Raw genomic sequence first — 23,189 nt, 5'->3', positions numbered from 1 at the left:
CGGGCCGGTCGGCGAGACGGCGTTACGCCGGCTGGCGCAGGTTCGCCGCCACGGCTTCCAGGTGGCGGCGCATGGCATCGGCCGCCTCGCGGTTGCGGCCGGCCTCCAGCAGGTCCAGGATCTCCAGGTGCTCGCGCGCCTGCCGGTAATAGCGCTGGCGATCCACCATCGCGCGGTAGGTCAGCAGCCGCCGCACGCGGTTCACGCGCCGCAGCACGTCGATGAAGAACGGATTCTGCGAAGCCTCGGCCAGCGTTTCGTGGAATTGCACGGCACGCTCGTACAGCGCGTCGGCCGTCATCGTTTCGGCGCCGCCGGCCAGGATCTGGCGTTCGACCTCGCGCAGCCGCGCGGCCGCTTCCGGGCTCAGATTGAAGCCGGGCTCCAGCAGGCTGGCCGGTTCCAGCGCCACCCGCAGGCTGTAGGTCTGCGCCAGCGCCTCGGGCGTGCGCAGGATGGGCGAGAACGTCCAGCCGTAGCCGATGCGGCGCTCGGCCCAGCCCTCGTGGGAAATCTTGTTGAGCAGCTCTCCAAGCTGGCGGTGGGTCAGCCCGTAGGTCTGGCGCAGATAGGTCTCGGTGACGTGGTCTTTCAGGCGCCCGGCCAGCCGGTCTTCGGCGATGCTGAAATAGGCCCGCGTCAGATCGGGTTCGGTGGCCAGCCCCAGTTGCTCCGGGGCCGCGACGTCGGCATCGGCGACGAAATAGCCGCGGTTCGACTCATGCCGCAGCACGCCCTTGTCAGCCAGCAACTGCAGCGCCTGGCTCACCGTCCAGCGCGAAACGCCGAAATGATCGCCCAGCGCCTGCGCCGTCAGATGGGCGCCGGCCGGCAGCGCATTGCCGGCGATATAGGAAACGATGCGCCCCGCCAGCGCAGGCACGACGGCCTTGCGCGGTTCGGCGCGGGGAGCGGAGGCGGCAACCGTATTCATGCAGAAATTCAGGAGGGGCCCACGCCCCGCGTAATCCGTACCGGCGGATGTTAACGCGTTGCCCCTCGAGCGGGCGCGAAGCGCGCAGGAGGGGCTCAACCCCCAGCGAATTCCTTCAGCATGGCATGCACCTTGGGATCGATCTCCACCCCATGCTCGCGCTGCCGCAACAGCTTGCCGACCTCGATGTCGCCCGGCACGATCACCGGCGCGGCGGGATCGGCCGCCGGCGTGTCGAGCAGGATGGCGCGGAAGTCGTTCAGCCGCGCGGCCAGCCAGTCGGCGCCGCCCAGCCGCTTGGTGTCGAACAGCAGGAAGAAGTGCCCCAGGTTTTGCGGCACGTCGGGCGCGTCCACCCACGACTTCACGTGGGTCAGGTAGGCCGCCCCGGACAGCACGCCGGCCAGCAGGTCGACGATCAGCGCCAGGCCGTAGCCCTTGTGGCCGCCCATCGGCAGCAGGAAGCCGTCGAGCGCGGCGCGCGGGTCGGTGGTGGGGCGGCCGTCGGCGTCGGTGGCCCAGGTGGCGGGAATGCTCTCGCCGCGCTGCAGCGCCCGCCGGATCTTGGCGCGCGCCGCCACGCTGATGGCCATGTCGAGCATGATCGGATGGCCGCCGGGCACCGGGATGCCGAAGCCGAGCGGATTGTTGCCGAGCCGCGCTTCGCGCCCGCCCCAGGGCGTGATGGTGAGCGTGGCGTTGCTGCACACCATGCTGGCGAAGCCTTCCTGCGCCGCCAGCCAGGCATAGGGCGAGATCGGCCCGAAGTGGTTGCTGCCGCGCGCGAACACGATGCCGACGCCGGTTTCGCCGGCCATCTTCATCGCGGCGTCGAGCGCGCGGATGCCGACCAGCGTGCCGACGCCGTTGTCGCCGTCGAGCCTGGCCATGGTCGGGGCCACCTGTTCGAGCCGGATGTCGGGCCGGGCCTTGATGCCGCCCAGCCGCAGCCGGCCGCCGTAGGACTCGACCCGGCTCACGCCGTGGGTGGAAAGGCCGAACAGGTCGGCCAGCACCAGGATGCGCGAGGCGTCGCGCGCGTCTTCGGGCGTCATGCCGCAGCGCGACAGCGCCTGCGCGGCGAGCGCCAGCAAATCGTCTTCCGGGATCCGGATCACAGCGTCGTTGTTCATTTCGGTATCTTCCTCATGGCTTTGCGCCGGATGGCGGCCGTCTCCAGGCCTGCCTCCGGCAGCGCCGGCCGGCATCGGCGGTGGCCGGGCTACCCCCTGCGGTCGACCAGTATTGCATTTCCAAGCATAAACATGCAATTATGGCCGAAAAAATGAACGCGGCCGAACGCACCCGCGCAGTGCCGCCCATACCCGGAGACTGTTCCATGAAATTACTCGCCTTCAAGGCCATGCTGGCCGCCGTCGCGCTCAGCGCCGGCGGCGCCTCCTTCGCCCAGGATTACCCCAACCGCCCGGTCAGCATCATCAGCCCCTTCCCGCCCGGCGGCGCGGCCGACGTGGTGGTGCGGATAATCGCCCAGAAGCTGACCGAAAACACCGGCACCTCGTTCGTGGTCGACAACAAGGCCGGCGCCGGCGGCGCGATCGGTACCGATTACGTGGCGCGCGCCGCTCCCGACGGCTACACGCTGGTGCTGACCTCGTCCAGCACGATGTCGATCAATCCCAATCTGTCGGCCAAGACGCCGTACGACCCGTTCAAGAGCTTCACCCCCATCGTGTTCGTCGGCTACGCGCCCAACGTGCTGGTGGTCAATCCCGGCCTGAAGGTGAACTCGGTGCAGGAACTGATCGCCGCGGCCAAGGCGGCGCCCGGCAAGCTCAATTTCGGCTCCAACGGCGTGGGCACGCTCAGCCATCTGACCATCGAACTGTTCAAGCGCTCGGCCGGCATCGACGTGTTGCACGTACCGTACAAGGGGGCGGCGCCGGTGGTGGCCGACACCGCGAGCGGCCAGGTGGCCGCCTTGTTCACCGGCTATCCTAGCGCGCTGCCGATGCTCAAGAGCGGCAAGCTGCGCGCGCTGGGCGTCACCAGCACCAAGCGCATCGCGCTGGCGCCCGAGCTGCCCACCATCGCCGAGTCGGGCCTGCCCGGCTTCGAGGCCATCCAGTGGTGGGGCCTGTGGGGCCCGGCCGGGCTGCCCAAGCCCATCGTCGACCGCCTGAACGCCGAAATGAACAAGGTGCTGTCGTCGCCCGAAACGAAGAAGCGGTTCGCCCAGGAATCGGTCGAACTGGCCGGCGGCACGCCGGAAGACCTGACCGCCTACCTGCGCACCGACTACGACCGCTGGGCCAAGGTGGCCAAAGAAGGCAACATCAGGCTCGAATGATTCGCCGCCGCCGCGCGGCGGCGGTGGCCGGTGTTTTTTCGTCGACTGCGATGGCGCCTTGCGCGCCGAGGCGTTTCATCCATGACTTCATCTTCCGATTCTTCCCTGGCCGTAACGGCGCAGCTGGCCGAGTTCGCGGCCACGGTCGACTGGAACGACGTGCCGGCCCACGTGCGCGGCCTGATGCCGGTGCTGCTGATCGACGTATTCCGCGCCGGCGCCGTGGGCCGCGGCAAACCCTGGACGCGCAGCGTCGACGCGCTGTTCGGCGGCACCACCTCGGCGCTGGCGGCCACCGTGTTCTACAGCGGCCGCCGGGCCGATCCGGCGCGCGCGGCCTTCATCAACGGCACCGCCTGCGGCAGCCTGGACTGGGACGATTCCCACGTCGCCGCCATCATCCATCCCGGCATCTGCATCTGGCCGGCGGCGCTGGCGGTGGCCGAGGCCACCGGCGCCAGCGGGCGCGAATTGCTGGCCGCCGTGCTGGCGGGCTACGAGGTGGCGATCCGCATCGGCATGTCGATCCAGCCCGAGCATTCGCTGCGCGGTTTCCAGGGCACGCCCACCTGCGGCACCTTCGGCGCGGCGGCGGCCTGCGCCCGGCTGCTGAAGCTGTCGCCCGAAGGCGTGCGCGATGCGCTCGGCATCGCGTCGTCGTTCTCCTGCGGGCTGTCGCAGTTCTTCGTGTCGGGCTCCGACATCAAGCGCATCCACGCCGGCAAGGCGGCGGCCAACGGGGTCGAGGCCGCGCTGCTGGCGCATGCCGGGCTGACCGGCCCGCACGACGCGATCGAAGGCAGCCAGGGCTTCGGCCGCGCGTTTTCCGACCGCTTCGATCCGGCCACCGCGGTCAAGGACCTCGGCACGGGCTTCCGCACCGAATGGATTTCGCTCAAGCCGCACGTGGGCAGCGTGCGCATGCAGGCGGCGATCGAGGCGGCCATCTGGCTGGCGCAGGACGGCGTGCGCTTCGACGATGTCGCGTCGGTCGAGATCGGCGTGCACCGCGCGATGATCGGCAAGCTGACGGCCAGCCGGCCGGTGGACGTGCAGCAGGCGCAGCTGAGCACGCCGTTCGCGGTGGCATTGGCGCTGGCGCTGACGCCCGGGCGCAGTGGCCCGGTCACGCTGACCATCGACGACTACGAAGGCAATTTCGGCGACCCGCGCATCGCCGACCTGTCGGCGCGCACCACCTGCAGCGCCGATGCCGAGGTCGAGCGGCTCACCACCGCCGAGTCGGTGGCGGCTCGGGTCACCTGCACGCTGCGCGATGGCAGCCGGCGCGAGCATTTCATCGCATCGCCCAAGGGTTGCCCGCAGAATCCGCTTACGGTCGACGAGATCAGCCAGCGGTTCGTGGCCATCGCCGAAGCCGGCTTCGACCGCGCCGCGATCGACGCCTGGCTCGCCGCCGCCCGCGGCCTGGAGCGGCTCGACTCGGTGGCGCCGCTGCTTGCCCTGCGCGCCGGGGAAGGAGAGAAGCGATGAATGTTCCTGCCAGCCCTACCGCCGCGCTGGCCGGCTTCGCCGCCGGCCTCGACTATCGGCGGCTGCCCGAATCGATCCAGGGCCTGCTGTTCGAACTGTCGATCGACTACCTGCGCGTGGCTTCGCTGGGCGAGCGCATGCCCTGGAGCGATTGGGCGCGCGACTACGTGCGGCAGACCGGCGGGCAGGGCGGCGCGCCGGTGCTGTATTCGGCGCTGCGCACCGATCCGGTCAGCGCCGCCTTCCTGAATACGGTCTACGCCGGCAGCATCGACGCCGACGATACCCACGTGGGGGCCATGCTGCACCCCGGATGCATCGTATTCTCGGCCGCGCTGGCCATCGGCCAGGCCCGCGGCCTGTCCGGCCACCGGGTGCTGGCGGCGGTGGTGGCCGGCTACGAGGCGATGATCCGCATCGGCCTGTCGGTGCAGCCTTCCCACTTCAAGCGCGGCTTCCAGAGCACCGCCACCTGCGGCGTGTTCGGCTCGGCCGTGGCGGCCGCGGCGCTGCTGTTCCCGGGCGACGCCGCGCGCATCGCCGGCACCATCGGCATGGCAGCGTCGTTCAGCGGCGGCCTGGTGCAGTTCTTCCATTCCGGTTCCACCGTCAAGCGGGTGCACGCGGCCCAGGCGGCGCGCGCCGGCGTGCAGGCGGCGCTGCTGGCCGAGGCGGGCTTCTCGGGGCCGGCCGACATCCTGGAAGGCCAGGACGGCTTCGCCCGCGCGTACTCGGACGGCTTCGACTTCGCGCCCTTGTTCGACGGCCTCGGTACCGCCTTCCGGATGACCGAAGTGCTCGTCAAGCCGCATGCGTGCAGCGCCCGCACCCAGTCGGCGGTCGAGGCCGCGGCCACGCTGTGCCGCGAGCACGGGATCGGCGCGGCCGACATCGCCGCGATCACGCTCGGCATCCCGAGCGTGATCCAGGGCCGGCTCACCGGCACCGAGCCGCGCAGCCTGCAGGCCGCGCAGATGAGCGCGCCTTTCTGCATCGCGGTGGCGATCCGCAAGGAATCGCGTTCGCCGGCCTTCACGCTGAACGTCGACGATTTCGAGGCCGGCCTGCAAGATCCGGTGGTCACGCAATTGTCGGCGAAAGTGTCGTGCGTGCTGGACGACGAGGTCGAGCGCACCAGCGCGGCCGAATCGGTCAGCGCCCGCGTCACGCTGCACCTGAACGACGGCCGCGAGCTGACCGGCTTCGTGCTGGCCCCCAAGGGCAGCGCGTCGCGCCCGTTCACCCGGCAGGACCACGTCGACCGCGCGGCCGAAGAGTTGGGACGGCGTTATGCGCCGGAGCAGGTCGCGGCGCTGATGGACGATATGCGGCGCCTGCCGGAACTGGCCGACACGAGTACGTTGGCGCAGCGGTTGGCTGGGTGAGGAAAGCTGGCCGCTGCCCAGGGGCGTTGCAGTCCGTATAGGCAGGAATCCCAAGGGGCAGTCGGTCGATGGTCACTGGGCCGTATCTATCGGCAAGCGGCAATGTTTTAGCCTGCCGCTGGACTGCGCCAACCGCCGCCCAGCGCCTTGAAGAGGTCGAGCGCGGAGGTCAGCCGCGCCAGCCGCAGCTGGGCCAGCGTGTCCTGGGCCGCGAACAGGGTGCGCTGGGCGTCGAGCACGGTGGTGATGTCGTCGGCGCCTTCGCGGTAGCGCAGTTCCGATAGCCGCAGCGTGCGCTGCGCTTCGTCGCGGATTTCGGTCTGCGCCGCTTCCGAGTTGCGATTGCGGTCGATGTTCGACAGCGCGTCTTCCACTTCCTTGAGCGCCGTCAGCACGGCGCCGCGGTAGGTTTCCACCAGTTGCCGGCGCTGCGATTCGGTCAGCGTCACCTGGTTGCGCAGCCGGCCGCCGTCGAACAATGTTTGCGCGATCGAACCGGTCAGCCCCAGGCTGTAGGCCGGATTGGCCAGCGACAGCAGCGCCGTGCTGGCCAGCCCGGCCGAGCCCGACAGCGAAATGCTCGGCAGCAGCGCCGCGCGCGCGGCTGCCACGTTGGCGTCGGCGGCGGCCAGTTGCGCTTCGCCGCTGGCCAGGTCGGGGCGGCGTACCAGCAGGTCGGAAGGCAGGCCGGGCGCCACGGCGGGAATCGCGATGCGCTCGAAGTCCTGCGTGGCAACGCCGAAGCCCTGCGGTATGCGGCCCAGCAGGATCGCCAGCGCGCCGAGCGCCTGCCGCTCCTGCACTTCCAGCGGCTGGATGGTGGCCCGCTGCGACAGCACGGTGGTGCGCTGGCGGGAGAGGTCCAGGTCGGACACCACGCCGTTGCGGTGGCGGATCTCCACGATATTGAACACGCGCTCGGCGATCTCCAGGTTGCTGCGGGCGATGGCCAGCCGGGTGCGGGCCGCGATGACCTGGAAATAGGCGTTGGCCACGCCGGTGGCGAGCGTCAGCCGCGCGGTCTGGAAATCGAAGCGGTTGGCCGCCAGCGAAGCCTGGCTGGATTGCACCCCAACGTCGAGCCGGCCCCACAGGTCCACCTCGTAGCTGGCGCCCAGCGTGATGCCGCTGCTGTCGCCCACCGTCCAGCCGCCGCCGGCCGGGCTGTTGCGGCGCTGGGCGGTGCTGCCGTTGAGGCTGACCGTGGGGAACAGCGAAGCGCCGGCATTGCGCACCGCCAGCTCGGCCTGGCGCACGCGTTCGGCGGCGATCGCCAGGGTCGGGCTGGCTGCCAGCGCCTGATTCACCAGGCTGGCCAACTCGTCGGACTGGAAATCGCGCCACCATTCGGCGTCCAGCTGCGCGGCGCGGGGCGCCGGTTCGCTCCAGGCGGCCGGCAGCGGAACCTCGGGCGCGGTGTGGTCGATGGGGGCCGCGCAAGCGGCCAGCAAGGCGGCCGCCAGCAGCGGCGCGCACCATCGCGCGGCGCGCTTCGCAGGCGCGGCCGTGCCGCTGCGTGGCGAGGTGGTCTCGTGCGTTGCCATTCGATCTACTCCGCCGCCAGCGCGACCACCGGGTCGAGCTTGGCCGCCTTGCGCGCCGGCAGATAGCCGAACACCAGCCCGGTGGCGAAGGCGCAGCCGAAGGCCAGCAGCACCGGCGCTACCGAATACTGGATCGGCGTGCCGAGCGCGGCGATGACCGCCGCCGCGGCCAGGCCGCCCGCCACGCCGATCGCGCCGCCCAGCGCCGACACCACCACCGCCTCGATCAGGAACTGCTGCATGATGTTGCGCTCGCGCGCGCCGGTGGCCATGCGGATGCCGATCTCGCGCGTGCGCTCCGTTACCGACACCAGCATGATGTTCATCACGCCGATGCCGCCCACGAACAGCGAGATGGCGGCGATCGAGCCGAGCAGGATGGTCATCGTGTTCTGCGTCTGTTCGGTGGTCTCGATGATCGAGGCCATGTTGCGGATCTGGAAGTCGACCACGCCGTGGCGCTCCAGCAGCAGGGTCTCGACCTCGGCCTGGGTGTCGTCGATGCGCTTGACGTCGTCCACCGCCACCGTCACGTTGCGCAGGTAGCGCTGGCCCGACAGCCGCAGGCTGCTGGTGGCGTAGGGCACGAACACGATGTCGTCCTGGTCGGACCCCATCGGCGAGGCGCCGCGCACGCTCATCACGCCCACCACCTGGAAGATCAGGTTGTTGACCAGCACGTACTGGCCGATCGGGTCGCGGCCGCCGGGGAACAGGGCGTCGGCCACCGTCTGGCCCAGCACCGCGACGGTGGCGAAGTCGGCCTCGTCGCGGTCGCTGAAGAAGGTGCCGCGCGCCACCGGCCACTGGCGCGCGATGGGGAACTTGGACGAGGTGCCGTTGACGCTGGTCACGGTATCGGCATTGCCGAAGCGCAGCGTGGCGGTGCTGGTCTGCTCGGGAACCGCCGCCAGCACGTTGGGCACCTCGTCGATCGCGTAGACGTCGTTGAGCACCAGCGTGGCGGTGCCGCTGAAGCCGCGCTGGTTGGGCGCGCCCGGCCGCACCAGCAGCAGGTTCGAGCCCATCGCGCTGATGCGGTCGACCACCGCCTGGCGGGCGCCGTCGCCGATGGCCAGCATGGCGATCACCGAACCGACGCCGATCACGATGCCCAGCAGCGTCAGCACCGAGCGGAATACGTTGGCGCGCAGCGAGCGCAGCGCCATCTTGGCGGCCTCCACCACGTCGGCCAGCGCCGAGGCGACGCCGCGGCCGGCCTGCGGCGCGAACGGCGCCTGCGCGGCGGCCGGCGGCCGCGGGCCGGGGTCGGCCACGATGCGGCCGTCGCGGATCTCGATCAGCCGGTGGGCGTGGTCGGCCACTTCGCGCGCGTGGGTGATCAGGATCACCGTATGGCCGCGTGCGGACAGCTCGGCCAGCAGCTTCATCACGTCGGCGCCGCTCTTGCTGTCGAGCGCGCCGGTGGGTTCGTCGGCCAGGATGATGCGGCCGCCGTTCATCAGCGCCCGCGCGATAGATACCCGCTGCTGCTGGCCGCCCGATAGCTGGCCGGGGCGGTGGTGGATGCGGTCGGCCAGGCCCAGTTCGGCCAGCAGGGCCTGCGCGCGTTCGTGCCGGCGCTCGGCCGGCAGGCCCGAGTACAGCGCCGGCACTTCCACGTTCTCGGCCGCGTTGGCGGTGGCGATCAGGTTGTAGCTCTGGAACACGAAGCCGAATTCGTCGCGCCGCAGCGCCGCCAGCTCGTCGCGCGACAGCCGCGACACGTCGCGGCCCATGAAGCGGTAGCTGCCGGTGGTGGGGCGGTCCAGGCAGCCGAGGATGTTCATCAGCGTCGACTTGCCCGAGCCGGAGGCGCCCATGATGGCGACGAACTCGCCCTCGCGGATTTCCAGGTCGATGCCGTGCAGCACCTCGACCGCGAGGTCGCCGTTGCGGTAGGTCTTGGTGACGCCCGCCAGCGCGATCAGCGGCGCGGCGGCGGGGGCGGGTCGGGGGACGGCGGCCATCAGCGTATCCGCGGCATGCCGAGCCCCTGCGGGCCGGGGCGTTGCTGCTGCTGTTGCTGTCGCGCGGGCGTGGCGCGCGGATCCTGCCGCAGGCCGGCGACGATCTGTTCGCCTTCCTCCAGCCCGGACAGGATCTCCACCTGCACGCGGTTGCTGGCGCCGAGTTCTACCTGGCGTTCGGCGATGTTGCCTTGGTCGTCGATCACCTTGACGGTGGCGCGGCGCGGCATGCGGCGGGCCGCCGCGTCTTCCGCGCCGCCATGGCCATCGGTTGCCGCGGCGCCGGCGGTATCCGCGCGCCGGCGCCGGCCGTTCGATTCGGCCGGCCGCTCGCCGGCGCCGGGCGGCGCGCCGGCACCCTCGCGCCGGCCGCGCCCGGCCGGGCCTTGCTGCTGCACCGCCGCCACCGGCAGCAACAGCGCATCGCGCACCGACTGCGCCACGAAGAACACCTGCGCCGTCATCGACGTCATCAGCGTGCCGCCTGGGTTGGGCACGTCGAACAGCGCGTTGTACAGCACCACGTTATTGGTGACGGTAGGCGTCGGCTCGATCTTGCGCAGCTTGCCCCACCAGCGGCGGCCGGCGTTGCCCAGCGTGGTGAAGTAGACCGCCATGCCGTCGCGCAGCTTGTTGACGTCGGCCTCCGATACCTGCGTCTGCACCGTCATCGTGGAAAGATCGGCGATGCGCAGGATGATGGGCGCCGACTGGTTGCTGTTGAGCGTCTGCCCCTGGCGCGCGGTGATCGACACCACCGTGCCGCTCATCGGCGCGTAGATCTTGGCGTAGTTCAGGTTGGCCTCGTCGGCGCGCAGCGTGGATTCGGTCTGCTCGATCTGCGCCTGCAAGGCGGCGATCTGCGCCTTGGCCGATTTGAGCGCGGCGTCCGCCTGCTGGAAGGCATCGGTGCTGGTCGCCCCTTCGGCCTTGAGGTTCTGCTGGCGGTCGAACTGGATCTGCGCCAGCGTCAGCTGCGCCTGCCGGTCCAGCATGGTGGCCCGCAGGTTGCGCAGCCCGGCGCGGCGCGCATCCACGTTGGCCAGGAACACCGTCGGGTCGATCTCGGCCAGCAGGTCGCCTTCCTTGACGGTGGAGCCGACTTCCACGTGGATCTTGCGCAACTGGCCCGACACCTGCGCGCCGACGTCCACGTAGTCGCGCGGCTGCAGCGTGCCGGTGGCCGATACCAGGTCTTCCATGTCGCCGCGCTGCACGGCGACGATCTGGTAGAGATCGCGCGCCGGCGGGGCAAGGAAGAAGTGCCGCCAGCCGGCGTAGGCCGCGGCCGCCAATGCCAGCGCGGCCAGCGCGAGCGCCGCGTGCCACAGCGGGCGGCGGCGCCGGGGCGGGCGGGAAGACCGGGCGGAAAGGGCGGCGGGAGCGTTCATGGCGGCGGGCGCGGATCGGACGAGGGGCAGTCTGCCCAACGGCCCCTACCCGCGCAATAGCGCGCCATTGCCGGGAAATCCATTGAAATGGATTCCGTTTGCCGGGTGTTGGAGGCGGCGCGCCGGCCGCGGAAAAATGCTGTTTCGACTGCGTGCCGCCCGCCGGCAATGCCTTGCGGCACAATCCCCCCTTCTTCATCTCCGGTAGTCAATGTGTTGAACTCCATCCTGGCGCGGGCGCAGGTCGACCCGCCGGCCGACGCCCGCCGCCTGTCGATCGCCGGCCGCGCCTGCGGCTGGGTGGCCGGCGATGTCGTGCCGCTGCTGCTGCCGTTTGCCGAAGAGATCGCCGTCGCGCCGGACGCGGTGCATATGCTGCCCGGCACCGGGCAGCCCGCGCGCGCCGCGGTCGACGGCCTGCTGGCGCGGGTGGCGCAGGCCCTGTTCCAGGCCGGCCGGCTCAACGGCTGGCGCAACGAGCTGCTGGACGTGGAGGCCGACGACGGCACCGTGCTGGGCGTGATCGAACGCGCCGCCGTGCGGCCCCTGGGCATCGCCACGCACGCGGTGCACCTCAATGCCTGGACGCCGGACGGGCGCGCATGGATCGCGCGGCGCGCGGCCACCAAGACCACCGATCCCGGCAAGTGGGACACCCTGGTGGGCGGGCTGATCAGCGCCGCCGAAACGCCCGAGATCGCGCTGGCGCGCGAAAGCTGGGAAGAAGCCGGGCTGATGCCGGAACATCTGGCGGGCGGGCAGCGCCGCGGGCGCTTCCGGGTGCGGCGCACCCTGCCCGAGGGCTACCAGATCGAGAACGTGACGGTGGTCGACGTGGTGCTGGGCCCCGGGGTGACCCCGGCCAACCAGGACGGCGAAGTCGACCTGATCCGGACCGTGCGCTGCGACGAGGCCTTGGCCATGATCGGCCGCGACGAATTCACGCTGGAGGCGGCGCTGTCGCTGCTGCTGGGCTGCGCCGCCCGGCACGTGCCGCTGGGGGTGGACCCGGAGGCGCTGTCGGCGGTGGCCGCGTAGCGGTTTGGCGCAGGCCTAGGGCTTGGCGGACGCTGCCGGAGGCGCCGCCGCGGTCAGCAGGCGCCAGTCGCCCAGCGCGGTGCGGGCGTCGGCCGGCAGCTCGGCCTCGTCGATCTGCCGGCGCTTGCTCATGATCATTTCCGCATAGGGCGCGGCCAGTGCATTGGCCTGCGAGCACAGCCGCTGTTCCTTGCCGGTGGAAGGATAGCGGTTGCGCCAGAAATTGATCGCCTGTTCCAGGTCTGTCAGCGAGATCTCCATGCCTGCATTCTCGCAAAAAATCATCCCTCGTGGCCTTGCCCCGATCCATCCCGGGCGCCGCGGATTCGGCTGCCGGTCCGCCAGCGCCGCCCCTTGAGCGGAGCGGCCGCAGGCGCCAGGGGCCCCGTCCCGAAACATTCCGACATTCGGGATACAGAAAGCGTCGTTTCGGCGCCGGCGGCGAAACACCCTGGAAAGCGGTTTGGGGTTAATTTGCTTACACAAGACTTACGCAGGGAGATCGACATGAGCACTCGACCCAACCGCCGCGCCGCGCTGCTGGCGCAGGACGCCGCCCCCGCGCCGGCACCGCGCGCGCCGGCTCGCCTGCATCCCTTGCTGGCCGGCGCGGCGGTCAGCGTGATCGTGCTGTCGGCCGTGGGCGTCGGCGTGATGACCGGGCTGCTGCCGTCGCCGCTGGCGCGCACGGCGCCCGATGCCGCCGCCGAGCAACAGGCCGACGCCCTCGCGCCGCCGATGTCCGCCGCGGCCGCGCGGCAGGATGCCGCCCGCCGTTTCGGCACCGCGCCCGCGCAAACACCCGCAGCACCCGCGCTTGCGCGCGCCCCGGCGCCGGTGCGGCAGGCCGCGGTCGAGCGCTGCGCCGATTGCGGCGTCGTGCAGGACGTGCGCGCCTACCAGGTGGAGGGCCAGGGCACCGGGATCGGCGCCGTCGGCGGCGGGGTGCTGGGCGGCGTGGTGGGCAACCAGTTCGGCGGCGGCCATGGCCGCACCGTGCTGACGGTGCTGGGCGCGCTGGGCGGCGCCTATGCCGGCAACCAGGTCGAAAAGCGCGTGCGTACCACCACGCGCTACGAGATGACGATCCGGATGGACGACGGTACCGTGCGCCGGTTCAACAGCGCCTCGCCGTATGCATGGCACAGCGGCGATCCGGTACGGGTGATGGGCGGACGGGTGGTCTCGCGCGATGCGGACACCCAGGCCATGCGGGTGAGCGGCTGACGCGGCCCGGCGCCGTTGAAGCCGCCGGCAGAGTAGCGTCCGTCCGCGGCCTCAACGCGCGCCGGCCCGGCGCGACGGCGGCCCGCGTCAGGCCGCCTTGGCGGCCCTGCCCGTTTTCGCGGCCTTGGCCGTCTTCTTCGCCGCCGGCCGGCGCCGCTTCAGCGCCAGCATCGTGCCGCGGCACGACGGCGTGCCGCACAGGCAGCGATAGTTTTCCTTCAGCGTCTTGGTGATCCGCTCGTCGATCACCAGGCCGTAGTCGTAGTTCAGTTCCTCGCCGCGCCGGATGGGCTGCAGCGACACGATGAACACGCGGCCGTCGCCGGTTTCCTCCGTTTCGCAGTTCGGTTCGCAGCAATGGTTGATCCAGCGGGCGTCGTTGCCTTCGACGCCGCCGTCGATCACCTTGCCGCCTTCGATCGCGAAGAAGAAAGTGTGGAACGGGTCTTCCGGGTTGACCGGGTGGCGGCGGTCGGCTTCGGCGCTGCTGATGATCTCGCCCACGTATTCCATGATGCGGGTCCCGGCCGGGATGTTGCGGGCGGCGAAGACGCCGTTGCCGTGGATGCGCGAGCGGCGCACCACGTGCCAGGGCTTGCCGCCCGGGCCGGGATCGGCGGCGACCGGCTCGGCCGGGGCTTGCGGTGCCGGCTTGCGCGGCGAAGCGGTGTTCTTGCGGCCTGCGGCCTGGGTTTTGCGGGCGGTCATCGTCTGCGGAGAGGCGGGGTGGCTCGGGAGCGAGGGAAGGGCGGGTGTCGGTGGCGGATGCAGGCTCAGGCGCCCGCTGCCTTGCCGGCGGCCGTCTTGCGCGGCGCCTTCTTGGCAGCGGTCTTGCGGGCGGCGGTCTTGGCCGTCTTGGCGGCGGTTTTCGCGGCGGTCTTGGCGGTCGCCCCGGCCGCCTTCTTGGCCGGCGCACGGCGGGCCGTGGCCGCTGCGGATGCGGCGCTGCCGTCGGCGGCGCCGGCCGTCTTGGCGGGCCGGGCCGGGCGCGGCTCGAATTCGAAGCCCACCTTGCCGTCCGGCTGGCGCACCAGGAAGGCCTTGAACTTGCGGTTGGTGCGGCTGGACACGAAGTTCTGCAGCAGGTCGGTGCGGCCTTCGGTCAGCAGCTTGCCCATCTGCTCGGCGGAGATTTCCTGCTGCAGGATGACCTTGCCGGAGCGGAAATCGCAGCTGCGCTCCGGCCCGACCGATTTCTCGCACACATAGCTCATGCCGTGTTCGAACACGCGCGCGCCGCACTTCGGGCATGGCCCCACCGGGGTCTGGCCGGAGAAGTCCACCGCCTCGGCGGCCTCTTCGTCGTCCTGGCCGAAATCGAATTCCAGCTTGTAGTCGTCCGTAATGCGCAGGATGGCCGAGAACGGCCGCCCCATCTTGCTGATGAAGCCGTTGAGCGGGCCGATCTCGCGCCGTTCCAGCAGTTCCTCGACCTCGCTCTGCTCGAAGGTGCGGCCGCCGGGGTGCTTGCCGATGGAGAAGTCGCACACGGTGCAGGCATAGCGGCGGTAGTTTTCCTTCACCACGCCGCCGCACTTGGGGCAGGGCGTGGACAGCGTGGCGTAGTCGCCCGGCACGGTGTCGCGGTCGTATTCCTTGGCGCGCTTGACGATCACCTGCGTCATCTGCGCGATCTCGCGCATGAAGGCCTCGCGCGCCAGCTGACCCTGCTCGATCTGCGACAGCTTGTGCTCCCACTCGCCGGTCAGCTCGGGCGAGGTGAGCTCGTCCACGTCGAGCCCGGACAGCAGCGTCATCAGCTGGCGCGCCTTGGCGGTGGGGATCAGTTCGCGGCCCTCGCGGCGCAGGTAGGCCTCGTTGATCAGGCCTTCGATGATGCCGGCGCGAGTGGCCGGCGTGCCCAGGCCGCGCGCCGACATCGCTTCGCGCAGTTCTTCGTCTTCCACCAGCTTGCCGGCGCCTTCCATGGCCGACAGCAGCGTGGCTTCGGTGTAGCGGGGCGGCGGCTTGGTGGCCAGGCCGATGGCCTCCACCGATTCGGTGCGGACCTTCTCGTCGGGCGCGACGGCCACCAGCGTGGCGTCCTCGCCCTGGGCCTCGCGGCCGTACACCGCCATCCAGCCGGGGTTGACCAGGACCTTGCCCTCGGTCTTGAAATGGTGGCCGGCGACCTCGGTGATGCGGGTGGTGACCAGGAATTCGGCCGCCGGGAAGAACACCGCCAGGAAGCGCTTGACGACCATGTCGTACAGCTTGGCCTCGGCCTCGCTCATCTCGCGCGGGGCCTGCAGCGTGGGGATGATGGCGAAGTGATCGGACACTTTCTTATTGTCGAACACGCGCCGGTTGGGCTTGACCCAATTGTTGTCGAGCACCTGGCCGGTGAACGGCGCGTACGCCGGACGGCTCTCGCCCAGCGCGCGCATGGTCTGCCGCACGGTGGGCACGTAGTCTTCCGGCAGGTAGCGGGAATCCGTGCGGGGGTAGGTGAGCGCCTTGTGCCGCTCGTACAGCGATTGCGCCAGCGCCAGCGTGGTCTTGGCCGAGAAGCCGAAGCGCGAGTTGGCCTCGCGCTGCAGGCTGGTCAGGTCGTACAGCAGGCCCGACAGCTGGGTGGAAGGCTTGGATTCCTCGGTGACCGTGCCGGGCTTGTCGCGACAGGCGGCCACCACCGATTCGGCGGCGGCCTTGGCCCACAGCCGCGAGTCGCGCTTTTCCGGGTCGAGCGGGTCGCGCACGTGCTTGGGGTCGAACCAGCGGCCCTCGTACAGCCCGGCCGCGGCTACGAACTGAGCGCGCACTTCCCAATAATCGCGCGGCACGAAACGGCGAATGCGCTCTTCGCGCTCGGCCACGATGGCCAGCGTGGGGGTCTGCACCCGGCCCACCGGCGTCTTGAAGAAGCCGCCGTCCTTGCTGTTGAAGGCCGTCATCGCGCGCGTGCCGTTGATGCCCACCAGCCAGTCGGCCTCGGCGCGCGAGCGGGCGGCGGCCTCCAGCGGGCGCAGCGCGTTGTCGCTGCGCAGGTCGGAGAAGGCTTCGCGGATCGCCTGCTGGGTCATCGATTGCAGCCACAGGCGCCGGATCGGCTTGTTCGTTTTCGCGTACTGGACGATGTAGCGGAAGATCAGCTCGCCTTCGCGCCCGGCGTCGCAGGCGTTGATGATGGCGTCGACGTCTTTGCGCTTGATCAGCCGTACCAGCAGGCGCAAGCGCTCTTCGGAGCGCTTGTCGGCGGGGCCGAGTTCGAATTCGGGCGGGATGACCGGCAGGTGGGCGAAGCTCCACTTGCCCTTGGTCGGGTCATTGGGCGCGACCAGGGTCAGCAGGTGGCCGACGCTCGACGACAGCACGTAGTCGTCGCTTTCGAAATATTCGCCTTCGCGCTTGAAACCGCCCAGCGCGCGCGAGATGTCGAGCGCGACGGACGGTTTTTCGGCGATGATCAGAGTCTTGCCCATTGAGTTCCAGTGACCGTGTCGGCGCAAAACAATGCGTCGAAGCGCCGGATAATACGGGGGGATTTTTGCGGCATGCAAGTCGCGCGTGTGACCGGGTGCGTCCACGCTTGCCGCGCAGCGGCGGTTTTCAGTGGATCTGGCGGGCGCTGCCGTCTTCCAGGAGCTCTTCCAGGATGAGGTTGTCGATCTCGGTTTCCTGGCTCCAGAGCACCATCAGCACGATGATCTTGAGCTTTTCCAGCGGGACCGGCGATTCGCCCAGCGCCGAGGCGCGATCGATCACGATCTCGCGCAATGGCGACGACAGCACGCCCGCGGCTTCCAGGAAGGCGACGAATCCGATGGCTTCGGAACCGAGCTGGCCGTATTCGGCCTCGGCGTACACGCGCGAGCCCTGGCTGGGAACCAGCGCAAGATCGACACAGCGGTTGGTGGATTCGGCCAGCCCGGACAGCCAGGTCAGGGCGTCGTCGATTTCGTCGTCTTCGAAACCGGCGGCGGCGAGTTTCCGCGCCAGGGTGCCCGGATCCGGACAGGCTGCCGGCGTGAAGTAGTTCTCGAAGAGGTAGACGAGAATGTCGAACATAAGTCCGTTTGCAAGGCAGCTCCAAATTTACGCCTAATCGGGGGACGAGGCAAATTGCATACGGGGGCGTCGGGCCCTGTTGCGGTGCGGTCACAGCCCGGCCTGCCGGGCCCCGGCATGACGGGAAGGCGCCCGCCTGCGCGGCCTTCAACCGGCGGCGCGGCGCTGGAACCGCCCGCCGGGCAGGCGCGCGATTTCGCCGTCCAGTTCCAGCTCCAGCAGCCGGGCTTGCGCGGCGGCGGCGGCCAGGCCGGCGCGGGCCGCCAGTTCGTCGAGATGGACCGGGCCGTAGCCCATGGCCCGCAGCAGCGGGTCGGCCGCTTCGGCGGCCTGGCCGGCCGGCGCCTCCGGCGCGTCCGCTGCCGGCGTGTCGCTCACCTCGACCAGGATGTCGTGCGCCGTCTCCACCAGCTTGGCGCCCTGCCGGATCAGCGCGTGACAGCCGCGCGACAGCGGCGAATGGATGGAACCCGGGATCGCGAACACTTCGCGCCCGCCGTCGGCCGCCAGCCGCGCGGTGATGAGCGAACCGCTGTGCGCGGCCGCCTCCACCACCAGCACGCCGCGCGCCATGCCGGCCACCAGCCGGTTGCGGCGGGGGAACTGGTGCGCCACGGCGGGCGTGCCCAGCGGCAGCTCCGACAGGATCGCGCCGCCTGCCGCCACGCGGTGCGCCAGCGCGCGGTTGCGGGCCGGGTAGACGATGTCGGCGCCGGTGCCGATCACCGCCAGCGTGCCGGCCCCTTCGGCGCCGGCCTCCAGCGCGCCTTCGTGCGCCGCGGCGTCTATGCCCAGCGCCAGCCCGCTGGCCACGCACCAGCCGTGCAGCGCCAGGTGGCGGGCGAAGGCGCGCGCGTTGTCCAGGCCCTCGGCGGTGGCGCTGCGCGCGCCCACCACGGCGATGGCGCGGCGCGCGAGCATGGCCGGGTCGCCGACCACGTACAGCAGGATGGGCGGATCGTGGGTGTTGAGCAGCGCCGGCGGGTAGCCCGGATCGCCCAGCGTGACGATGTGGTTCTGCGGCGCGCCGGCCCACTCCAGCGTGCGTTCGGCCTGGGCCCGTACCTGGTTGCCCGGCGGCGCGCACAGCTGCCGCGCCAGCGCGGCGGGCAGGCGGGCGGCCAGGGCGTCGTGGCCGGCGGCGTAGATCCGGTCGGGCGGGCCGAAGGCCGACAGCAGTTCGCGCGCGCCGACCGGGCCGATGCCGGGTTCGAGCGAAAGCCGCAGCCAGCCGGACAGGTCTTCGGGCGTGTGGGCGAGAGGCATGGCAGATATGTATCACGCCCGGTGCGCCGCGCGGCGGGGCCGGTCGGACCGAAACAGCCGAGCCGGCACGGCCGCCGCGTGGCCGGCCGGCGAGACGCCGCGCACGGACGCCGGGCGGCGCGCCGTCGCCGTTTTCCGACGGCATCGGGCTGCGCGCCCGAACAACTCGCTATACTTCTTGCCCACACCGTGGCGCGCCGGGCCTGCGGCCTGCCGTTCGCCCTGCGCCCCTTCCGCCGTCCGGCGCGGGCACGCCGCGCCTTCCAGGAATCCGCCATGAAATTCGCCGTTCCCCAGCCGCCCGTCGCCGCCATTCCGGTCGAAGGCAGCGATGCCGTGTTCCCGGTGCGCCGCATCTGGTGCGTGGGGCGCAACTACGCCGACCATGCCCGTGAAATGGGCCACGATCCCGACCGCGAACCGCCGTTCTTTTTCATGAAGCCGGCCGACGCCGTCGTGCCCGGCGGCGGCACGCTGCCCTTCCCGGTGCAGACGTCCGACCTGCACCACGAGGTGGAACTGGTGGTGGCCATCGGCCGCGGCGGCCGCGACATCCCGGAAGGCCAGGCGCTGGAGCACGTGTTCGGCTACGGCGTCGGGCTCGACATGACGCGGCGCGACCTGCAGGGCATTGCCAAGAAGCTGCAGCGCCCGTGGGAAATGGGCAAGGCCTTCGACCAGTCCTGCCCGGTGTCGCCGCTGGCGCCCGCCGCGCGCATCGGCCACCCGGCCGCCGGCGCCATCTGGCTCAAGATCGGCGGCGAAATCCGCCAGCAGGGCGACCTGAACCAGCAGATCTGGCGCGTGCCCGAAACCATCGCCTATCTGTCGCGCTTCGTCGCGCTGGAAGCCGGCGACATCATCCTGAACGGCACCCCGGCCGGCGTCGGCCCCTGCCATCCGGGCGATACGCTGCACGGCCACATCGACGGCGTGGGCGATCTGAAGGTGACGTACGCCTCCTAGCGGCCGGCGGAGCCGGGTTCTTGAGCGTTCAGCGCTGTGTTATCTTGGGCTTGGATTCGCGCGTTTTGCCCCTATCTGGTTATCCGTAATCCGGGTTTTGAAACCGCTTTTTTGACGAAATGGCCCTGCTTCCGATTCTCCACTATCCCGACGCCCGGCTGCACAAGAAGGCCAGGCCGGTCGACGTGGTCGACGACCGCATCCGCCGCATCGTGCGCGACATGGCCGAAACCATGTACGAAGCGCCGGGCATCGGGCTGGCCGCCACGCAGGTCGATATCCATGAGCGCATCGTGGTGATCGACGTGTCGGAGAATCACGACGACCTGCTGGTGCTGATCAATCCGGTCATCACCTGGAAGAGCGAGGAAACCCAGGTCTACGAAGAGGGCTGCCTGTCGGTGCCCGGCGTGTACGACGAAGTCCGGCGCTCGGCCCGCATCAAGGTCGAGGCCACCAACGAGAACGGCGAACGCTACGGGTTCGACGCGGAAGGGCTGCTCGCGGTCTGCGTGCAGCACGAGCTCGACCACCTCGAAGGCAAGGTGTTCGTCGAATACCTTTCCTACCTCAAGCAGAGCCGCATCAAGACCAAGCTGCGCAAGCTCGAGCGTCAATCGGCCTGAGGGCCGGCAGGAACCCCGAATGCGCCTGGTTTTCGCCGGTACGCCGGAATTCGCCCGGGTGGCGCTGGCCGCCCTGATCGCCGCCGGCCACGAGGTCGCGCTGGCGCTGACCCAGCCCGACCGGCCTGCCGGCCGAGGGCTCAGGCTCACTCCCAGTCCCGTCAAGGCCGAGGCCCTGGCCGCCGGCATCCCGGTGCTGCAGCCGCGCAGCCTGCGGCTGGACGGCCGCTACCCCGACGAAGCTGCCGCCGCGCACGAGGCGCTGCGGGCCGCGCGCGCCGACGCGATGATCGTGGCGGCCTACGGGCTGATCCTGCCGCAGTCGGTGCTCGACATCCCGCGCCTGGGCTGCCTGAACATCCATGCCAGCCTGCTGCCGCGCTGGCGCGGCGCGGCGCCCATCCAGCGCGCGATCGAAGCGGGCGACGAGCGCACCGGCATCACCATCATGCAGATGGACGCCGGGCTCGACACCGGCCCCATGCTGCTGGCCGAAGCGGTGGACATCGGCCCCGAGCAGTCGGCCGGCGCGCTGCACGACGTGCTGGCGGCGCTGGGCGGCCGGCTGATCGTGGCCGCGCTCGAACGGGCCGCCGGGCCCGGCCTGGCGCCGCGGCCGCAGCCGGCCGAGGGCGTCACCTACGCCGCCAAGCTCGACAAGTCCGAAGCGCCCCTCGACTGCGGCCAGCCCGCCGCGGTGCTGGCGCGCCGGGTGCGCGCCTTCGACCCGGTGCCGGGCGCCACGCTGCGCCTGCCCTGGCTGGCCGAGCCGGTCAAGGTCTGGAAGGCCCGCGCGCTGCCCGCGGCGGCCGGCGACGCCGCGCCAGGCACGGTACTGCACGCCGGGCCGGACGGCATCGACGTGGCCACCGCCGATGGCGTGCTGCGGCTGCTCGAACTGCAGAAGGCCGGCGGCAAGCGGCAGCCGGTGGACGTGTTCGTGCGCGCCGCCGGCCCGGCCGCCGCGCGCTGACGTCCTGCCAGCCGCAAGATCCGCATGACGGCTTCCTCCGACAACGCGTCCCCGCGCCGCCGCGCCCGGCCCGCTGCACGGGCCGGGCATCCGTCGCCGGCCGGCGCCCCGGCAGGTTCCCCCGGTCCGGCGCTGGCCGAGGTGCTGGTCGCCGCTGCCGAAGCCGTGCGTGCCGTGCTGGACGGCAGCTCGCTGACCGAGGCCTTGGCCCGCACCCCGGCGCCGCTGCGGCCTGCCGCGCAGGCGCTGTCCTTCCATGCCATGCGCACGCTGGGCCGGGCGCGTGCCGTCAAGCGGGCGCTGATCCCGCGCGACCCGGCCGAACCGCTGCTCGACGCGCTGCTGCTGGTGGCTTTCGCGCTGCTGGCCGCCGACGCGCCGGGCGCGGGCGCCGACTACGCCCCGCATACCGTGGTGGACCAGGCCGTGAACGCGGCGGCCGGCAAGCGCCGGCTGGCGCCGTTCAAGGGGCTGGTCAACGGCAGCCTGCGCCGCTTCCTGCGCGAGCGCGAGGCCGTGCTGGCGCGGCTGGCCGGCAACGACGAGGCGGCCTGGAATCATCCCGCCTGGTGGGTGAAGCGCCTGCGCGCCGAGTATCCCGGCCAGTGGCAGGACATCCTGCGCGCGGCCGACCGCGCGCCGGTGCTCACGCTGCGCGCCAACCGCCGCCGCATCGGGCGCGACGCGCTGATCGAACGCTTCGCCGCCGAAGGCCTGCCGGCCCTGCCGGCGGGCGAGTCCGGGATCGTGCTGCCGCAGGCGCGGCCGGTGCAGCAATTGCCCGGCTTCGCCGAAGGCTGGTGGTCGGTGCAGGACGCCGCCGCGCAGCTGGCTGCGCCGCTCCTGCAGCCGCGCGACGGCATGCGCGTGCTCGACGCCTGCGCCGCGCCCGGAGGCAAGACCGCGCATCTGCTCGAACTGGCCGATCTCGACCTGCTGGCGCTGGACGTGGACGCCGCCCGCCTGGCGCGGGTCGACGACAACCTGGCGCGCCTGGGCCTGGCCGCGCGCACCCGCGCCGCCGACGTGGCCGATCTCGATGCCTGGTGGGACGGCCGGCCGTTCGACGCCGTGCTGGCCGACGTGCCCTGCACCGCGTCGGGCATCGTGCGGCGCCATCCCGACATTCGCTGGCTGCGCCGCGAAGATGACGTCGGCCGTACCGCCGCCTTGCAGGCGCGCATCGCCGACGCCCTGTGGCGAGTGGTGGCGCCCGGTGGTAAATTGCTTTATGCGACCTGCTCGATTTTCCAGGCCGAGGGCGTGAATCAGGCCGAAGCTTTCGCGGCTCGGCACCCCGAGGCCCGGCGGCTGCCTGCGCCGGGCCAACTGCTGCCGCAGGCGGCGTCGGAGCGTCCGGGCGAGCAGCACGATGGTTTTTTCTACGCGTTGTTTGCCAAGGTTTGACAATTCTCCGCTTCCATCGCGTCTTGCGCCTGCTGGCCCTGGCCTCGCTGCTGCTTGCCGGCAGTTCGCCGGCCGGGCCGCCGGAACCCAGCATCCAGTCGGTCGAAGTGGCCGCGCGCGGCCACGATCTCGTCCTCAACGCCGACATTTCGCTGGAATTGAACAGCCAGCTGCAAGACGCCGCCGACCGCGGCCTGCCGCTGTATTTCACGGCCGAGGTCGAGATCAGCCGGCCGCGCTGGTACTGGTTCGACGAAACCGTCCTCACCGCTTCCCAGACCTGGCGCATCATGCACAACCCGCTCACCGGGCAATGGCGTGTCAGTACCGGCGTGCTGGCGCTGCCGCTCGGTTCGCTGTCGGAGGCGCTGTCGGTGGTGCGGCACATCCGCACCTGGCGCATCGCCGATCGCGGCGTGCTGAGGGACGACGTCGACTACGAAGGCCGGCTGCGGGTACGGTTCGATCTCTCCCAATTGTCCAAGCCGTTCCAGGTCAACGCACTGAACAGCGGCGACTGGTCTCTGACCACCCAGTGGGCCTCTTTCCCGGTGCGGGTGGCGGCCGATGCCGGCGCGCCGCCGCCGGCCAGGTCGCCGGGCGCCATGGGCACGACGGCCGAGCCGCAGCCGCGCGCGCCGTCGCCGCC

Annotated in this window: 20 protein-coding genes; 10 read left to right on the top strand and 10 right to left on the bottom strand. The window is 71.0% G+C overall.

What is annotated here, in order from left to right; all coding sequences use genetic code 11:
* Nucleotides 1–22: 22 nt before the first annotated feature.
* Nucleotides 23–934 carry a GntR family transcriptional regulator gene (locus ABD927_RS11735; RefSeq protein ID WP_345249552.1) on the bottom strand — a complete coding sequence of 304 codons (912 nt, stop codon included), beginning with the start codon at nucleotides 932–934 and terminating at the stop codon, nucleotides 23–25.
* Nucleotides 935–1,029: 95 nt separating this feature from the next.
* Nucleotides 1,030–2,067, bottom strand: a complete 1,038-nt coding sequence (locus ABD927_RS11730; protein ID WP_345249550.1) for an Ldh family oxidoreductase — start codon at nucleotides 2,065–2,067, stop codon at nucleotides 1,030–1,032.
* A 206-nt stretch (nucleotides 2,068–2,273) separates the two neighbouring features.
* On the opposite strand from ABD927_RS11730, the gene ABD927_RS11725 reads away from it, so the two are divergent.
* The 3 genes from ABD927_RS11725 (at nucleotide 2,274) to ABD927_RS11715 (ending at nucleotide 6,124) form a co-directional block, all read left to right on the top strand.
* Nucleotides 2,274–3,245: a Bug family tripartite tricarboxylate transporter substrate binding protein gene (locus ABD927_RS11725; RefSeq protein WP_345249548.1), complete on the top strand. Its 972-nt coding sequence runs from the start codon at nucleotides 2,274–2,276 to the stop codon at nucleotides 3,243–3,245.
* Between the two features lie 81 nt (nucleotides 3,246–3,326).
* Nucleotides 3,327–4,739, top strand: a complete 1,413-nt coding sequence (locus tag ABD927_RS11720; protein WP_345249546.1) for an MmgE/PrpD family protein — start codon at nucleotides 3,327–3,329, stop codon at nucleotides 4,737–4,739.
* The gene (locus ABD927_RS11715) at nucleotides 4,736–6,124 is read left to right on the top strand and encodes an MmgE/PrpD family protein (protein WP_345249544.1); all 1,389 of its coding nucleotides are present in this window, start codon (nucleotides 4,736–4,738) and stop codon (nucleotides 6,122–6,124) included. Before ABD927_RS11720 ends, ABD927_RS11715 begins: the two co-directional genes overlap by 4 nt.
* A 107-nt stretch (nucleotides 6,125–6,231) precedes the next feature.
* Here ABD927_RS11715 and ABD927_RS11710 read toward each other — a convergent pair whose 3' ends face one another.
* From ABD927_RS11710 to ABD927_RS11700, 3 genes are read right to left on the bottom strand one after another with little or no spacing between them, the layout of a single operon-like run.
* The gene (locus tag ABD927_RS11710) at nucleotides 6,232–7,668 is read right to left on the bottom strand and encodes an efflux transporter outer membrane subunit (RefSeq protein ID WP_345249542.1); all 1,437 of its coding nucleotides are present in this window, start codon (nucleotides 7,666–7,668) and stop codon (nucleotides 6,232–6,234) included.
* Nucleotides 7,669–7,673: 5 nt separating this feature from the next.
* The gene (locus ABD927_RS11705) at nucleotides 7,674–9,638 is read right to left on the bottom strand and encodes a MacB family efflux pump subunit (RefSeq protein WP_345249540.1); all 1,965 of its coding nucleotides are present in this window, start codon (nucleotides 9,636–9,638) and stop codon (nucleotides 7,674–7,676) included.
* Complete coding sequence (locus tag ABD927_RS11700; RefSeq protein ID WP_345249538.1) at nucleotides 9,638–11,029, bottom strand: efflux RND transporter periplasmic adaptor subunit; 1,392 nt, start codon at nucleotides 11,027–11,029, stop codon at nucleotides 9,638–9,640. Before ABD927_RS11700 ends, ABD927_RS11705 begins: the two co-directional genes overlap by 1 nt.
* Nucleotides 11,030–11,242: 213 nt before the next feature.
* Here ABD927_RS11700 and ABD927_RS11695 point away from each other — a divergent pair, with 213 nt between their 5' ends.
* Nucleotides 11,243–12,067, top strand: a complete 825-nt coding sequence (locus ABD927_RS11695; RefSeq protein ID WP_345249536.1) for an NUDIX hydrolase — start codon at nucleotides 11,243–11,245, stop codon at nucleotides 12,065–12,067.
* A gap of 15 nt (nucleotides 12,068–12,082) precedes the next feature.
* Here the strand turns inward: ABD927_RS11695 and ABD927_RS11690 are convergent, their stop codons facing one another.
* A complete protein-coding gene (locus ABD927_RS11690) occupies nucleotides 12,083–12,328 on the bottom strand; it encodes a DUF3717 domain-containing protein (RefSeq protein ID WP_345249534.1) in 246 nt (81 codons plus the stop codon).
* Between the two features lie 246 nt (nucleotides 12,329–12,574).
* Between ABD927_RS11690 and ABD927_RS11685 the strand changes: the two genes are divergently transcribed.
* Nucleotides 12,575–13,294: an outer membrane lipoprotein gene (locus tag ABD927_RS11685; protein WP_345249532.1), complete on the top strand. Its 720-nt coding sequence runs from the start codon at nucleotides 12,575–12,577 to the stop codon at nucleotides 13,292–13,294.
* Nucleotides 13,295–13,381: 87 nt separating this feature from the next.
* Here ABD927_RS11685 and ABD927_RS11680 read toward each other — a convergent pair whose 3' ends face one another.
* The 4 genes from ABD927_RS11680 to dprA form a co-directional block, all read right to left on the bottom strand.
* Nucleotides 13,382–14,002 (bottom strand): SET domain-containing protein, encoded by a 621-nt coding sequence (locus ABD927_RS11680; RefSeq protein ID WP_345249530.1) that lies wholly within the window; start codon nucleotides 14,000–14,002, stop codon nucleotides 13,382–13,384.
* Between the two features lie 65 nt (nucleotides 14,003–14,067).
* A complete protein-coding gene (locus ABD927_RS11675; RefSeq protein ID WP_345249528.1) occupies nucleotides 14,068–16,716 on the bottom strand; it encodes a DNA topoisomerase III in 2,649 nt (882 codons plus the stop codon).
* Between the two features lie 127 nt (nucleotides 16,717–16,843).
* A complete protein-coding gene (locus tag ABD927_RS11670) occupies nucleotides 16,844–17,302 on the bottom strand; it encodes a Smg family protein (RefSeq protein ID WP_345249526.1) in 459 nt (152 codons plus the stop codon).
* A 147-nt stretch (nucleotides 17,303–17,449) separates the two neighbouring features.
* A complete protein-coding gene (dprA, locus tag ABD927_RS11665; RefSeq protein ID WP_345249524.1) occupies nucleotides 17,450–18,568 on the bottom strand; it encodes a DNA-processing protein DprA in 1,119 nt (372 codons plus the stop codon).
* A gap of 276 nt (nucleotides 18,569–18,844) precedes the next feature.
* Here dprA and ABD927_RS11660 point away from each other — a divergent pair, with 276 nt between their 5' ends.
* From ABD927_RS11660 to ABD927_RS11640, 5 genes are all read left to right on the top strand, one after another.
* Nucleotides 18,845–19,534 (top strand): fumarylacetoacetate hydrolase family protein, encoded by a 690-nt coding sequence (locus ABD927_RS11660; RefSeq protein ID WP_345249522.1) that lies wholly within the window; start codon nucleotides 18,845–18,847, stop codon nucleotides 19,532–19,534.
* A gap of 119 nt (nucleotides 19,535–19,653) precedes the next feature.
* On the top strand, nucleotides 19,654–20,160 hold the full coding sequence (gene def / locus ABD927_RS11655) for a peptide deformylase (protein WP_345249520.1): 507 nt from the start codon (nucleotides 19,654–19,656) through the stop codon (nucleotides 20,158–20,160).
* A 19-nt stretch (nucleotides 20,161–20,179) separates the two neighbouring features.
* Nucleotides 20,180–21,133: a methionyl-tRNA formyltransferase gene (gene fmt / locus ABD927_RS11650; protein ID WP_345249518.1), complete on the top strand. Its 954-nt coding sequence runs from the start codon at nucleotides 20,180–20,182 to the stop codon at nucleotides 21,131–21,133.
* A gap of 24 nt (nucleotides 21,134–21,157) precedes the next feature.
* Nucleotides 21,158–22,540, top strand: a complete 1,383-nt coding sequence (gene rsmB, locus ABD927_RS11645) for a 16S rRNA (cytosine(967)-C(5))-methyltransferase RsmB (RefSeq protein ID WP_345249516.1) — start codon at nucleotides 21,158–21,160, stop codon at nucleotides 22,538–22,540.
* 23 nt (nucleotides 22,541–22,563) lie between these two features.
* A partial coding sequence (locus ABD927_RS11640) for a DUF4390 domain-containing protein (RefSeq protein WP_345249514.1) occupies nucleotides 22,564–23,189 on the top strand: 626 nt, incomplete at its 3' end.

It is taken from the genome of Pigmentiphaga soli, assembly GCF_039541095.1.
In the GTDB taxonomy this organism is placed as follows: domain Bacteria; phylum Pseudomonadota; class Gammaproteobacteria; order Burkholderiales; family Burkholderiaceae_B; genus Pigmentiphaga; species Pigmentiphaga soli.
The sequence above is the reverse complement of the archived record's forward strand: the minus strand, read 5'-3'. Positions and strand labels throughout refer to the sequence as shown.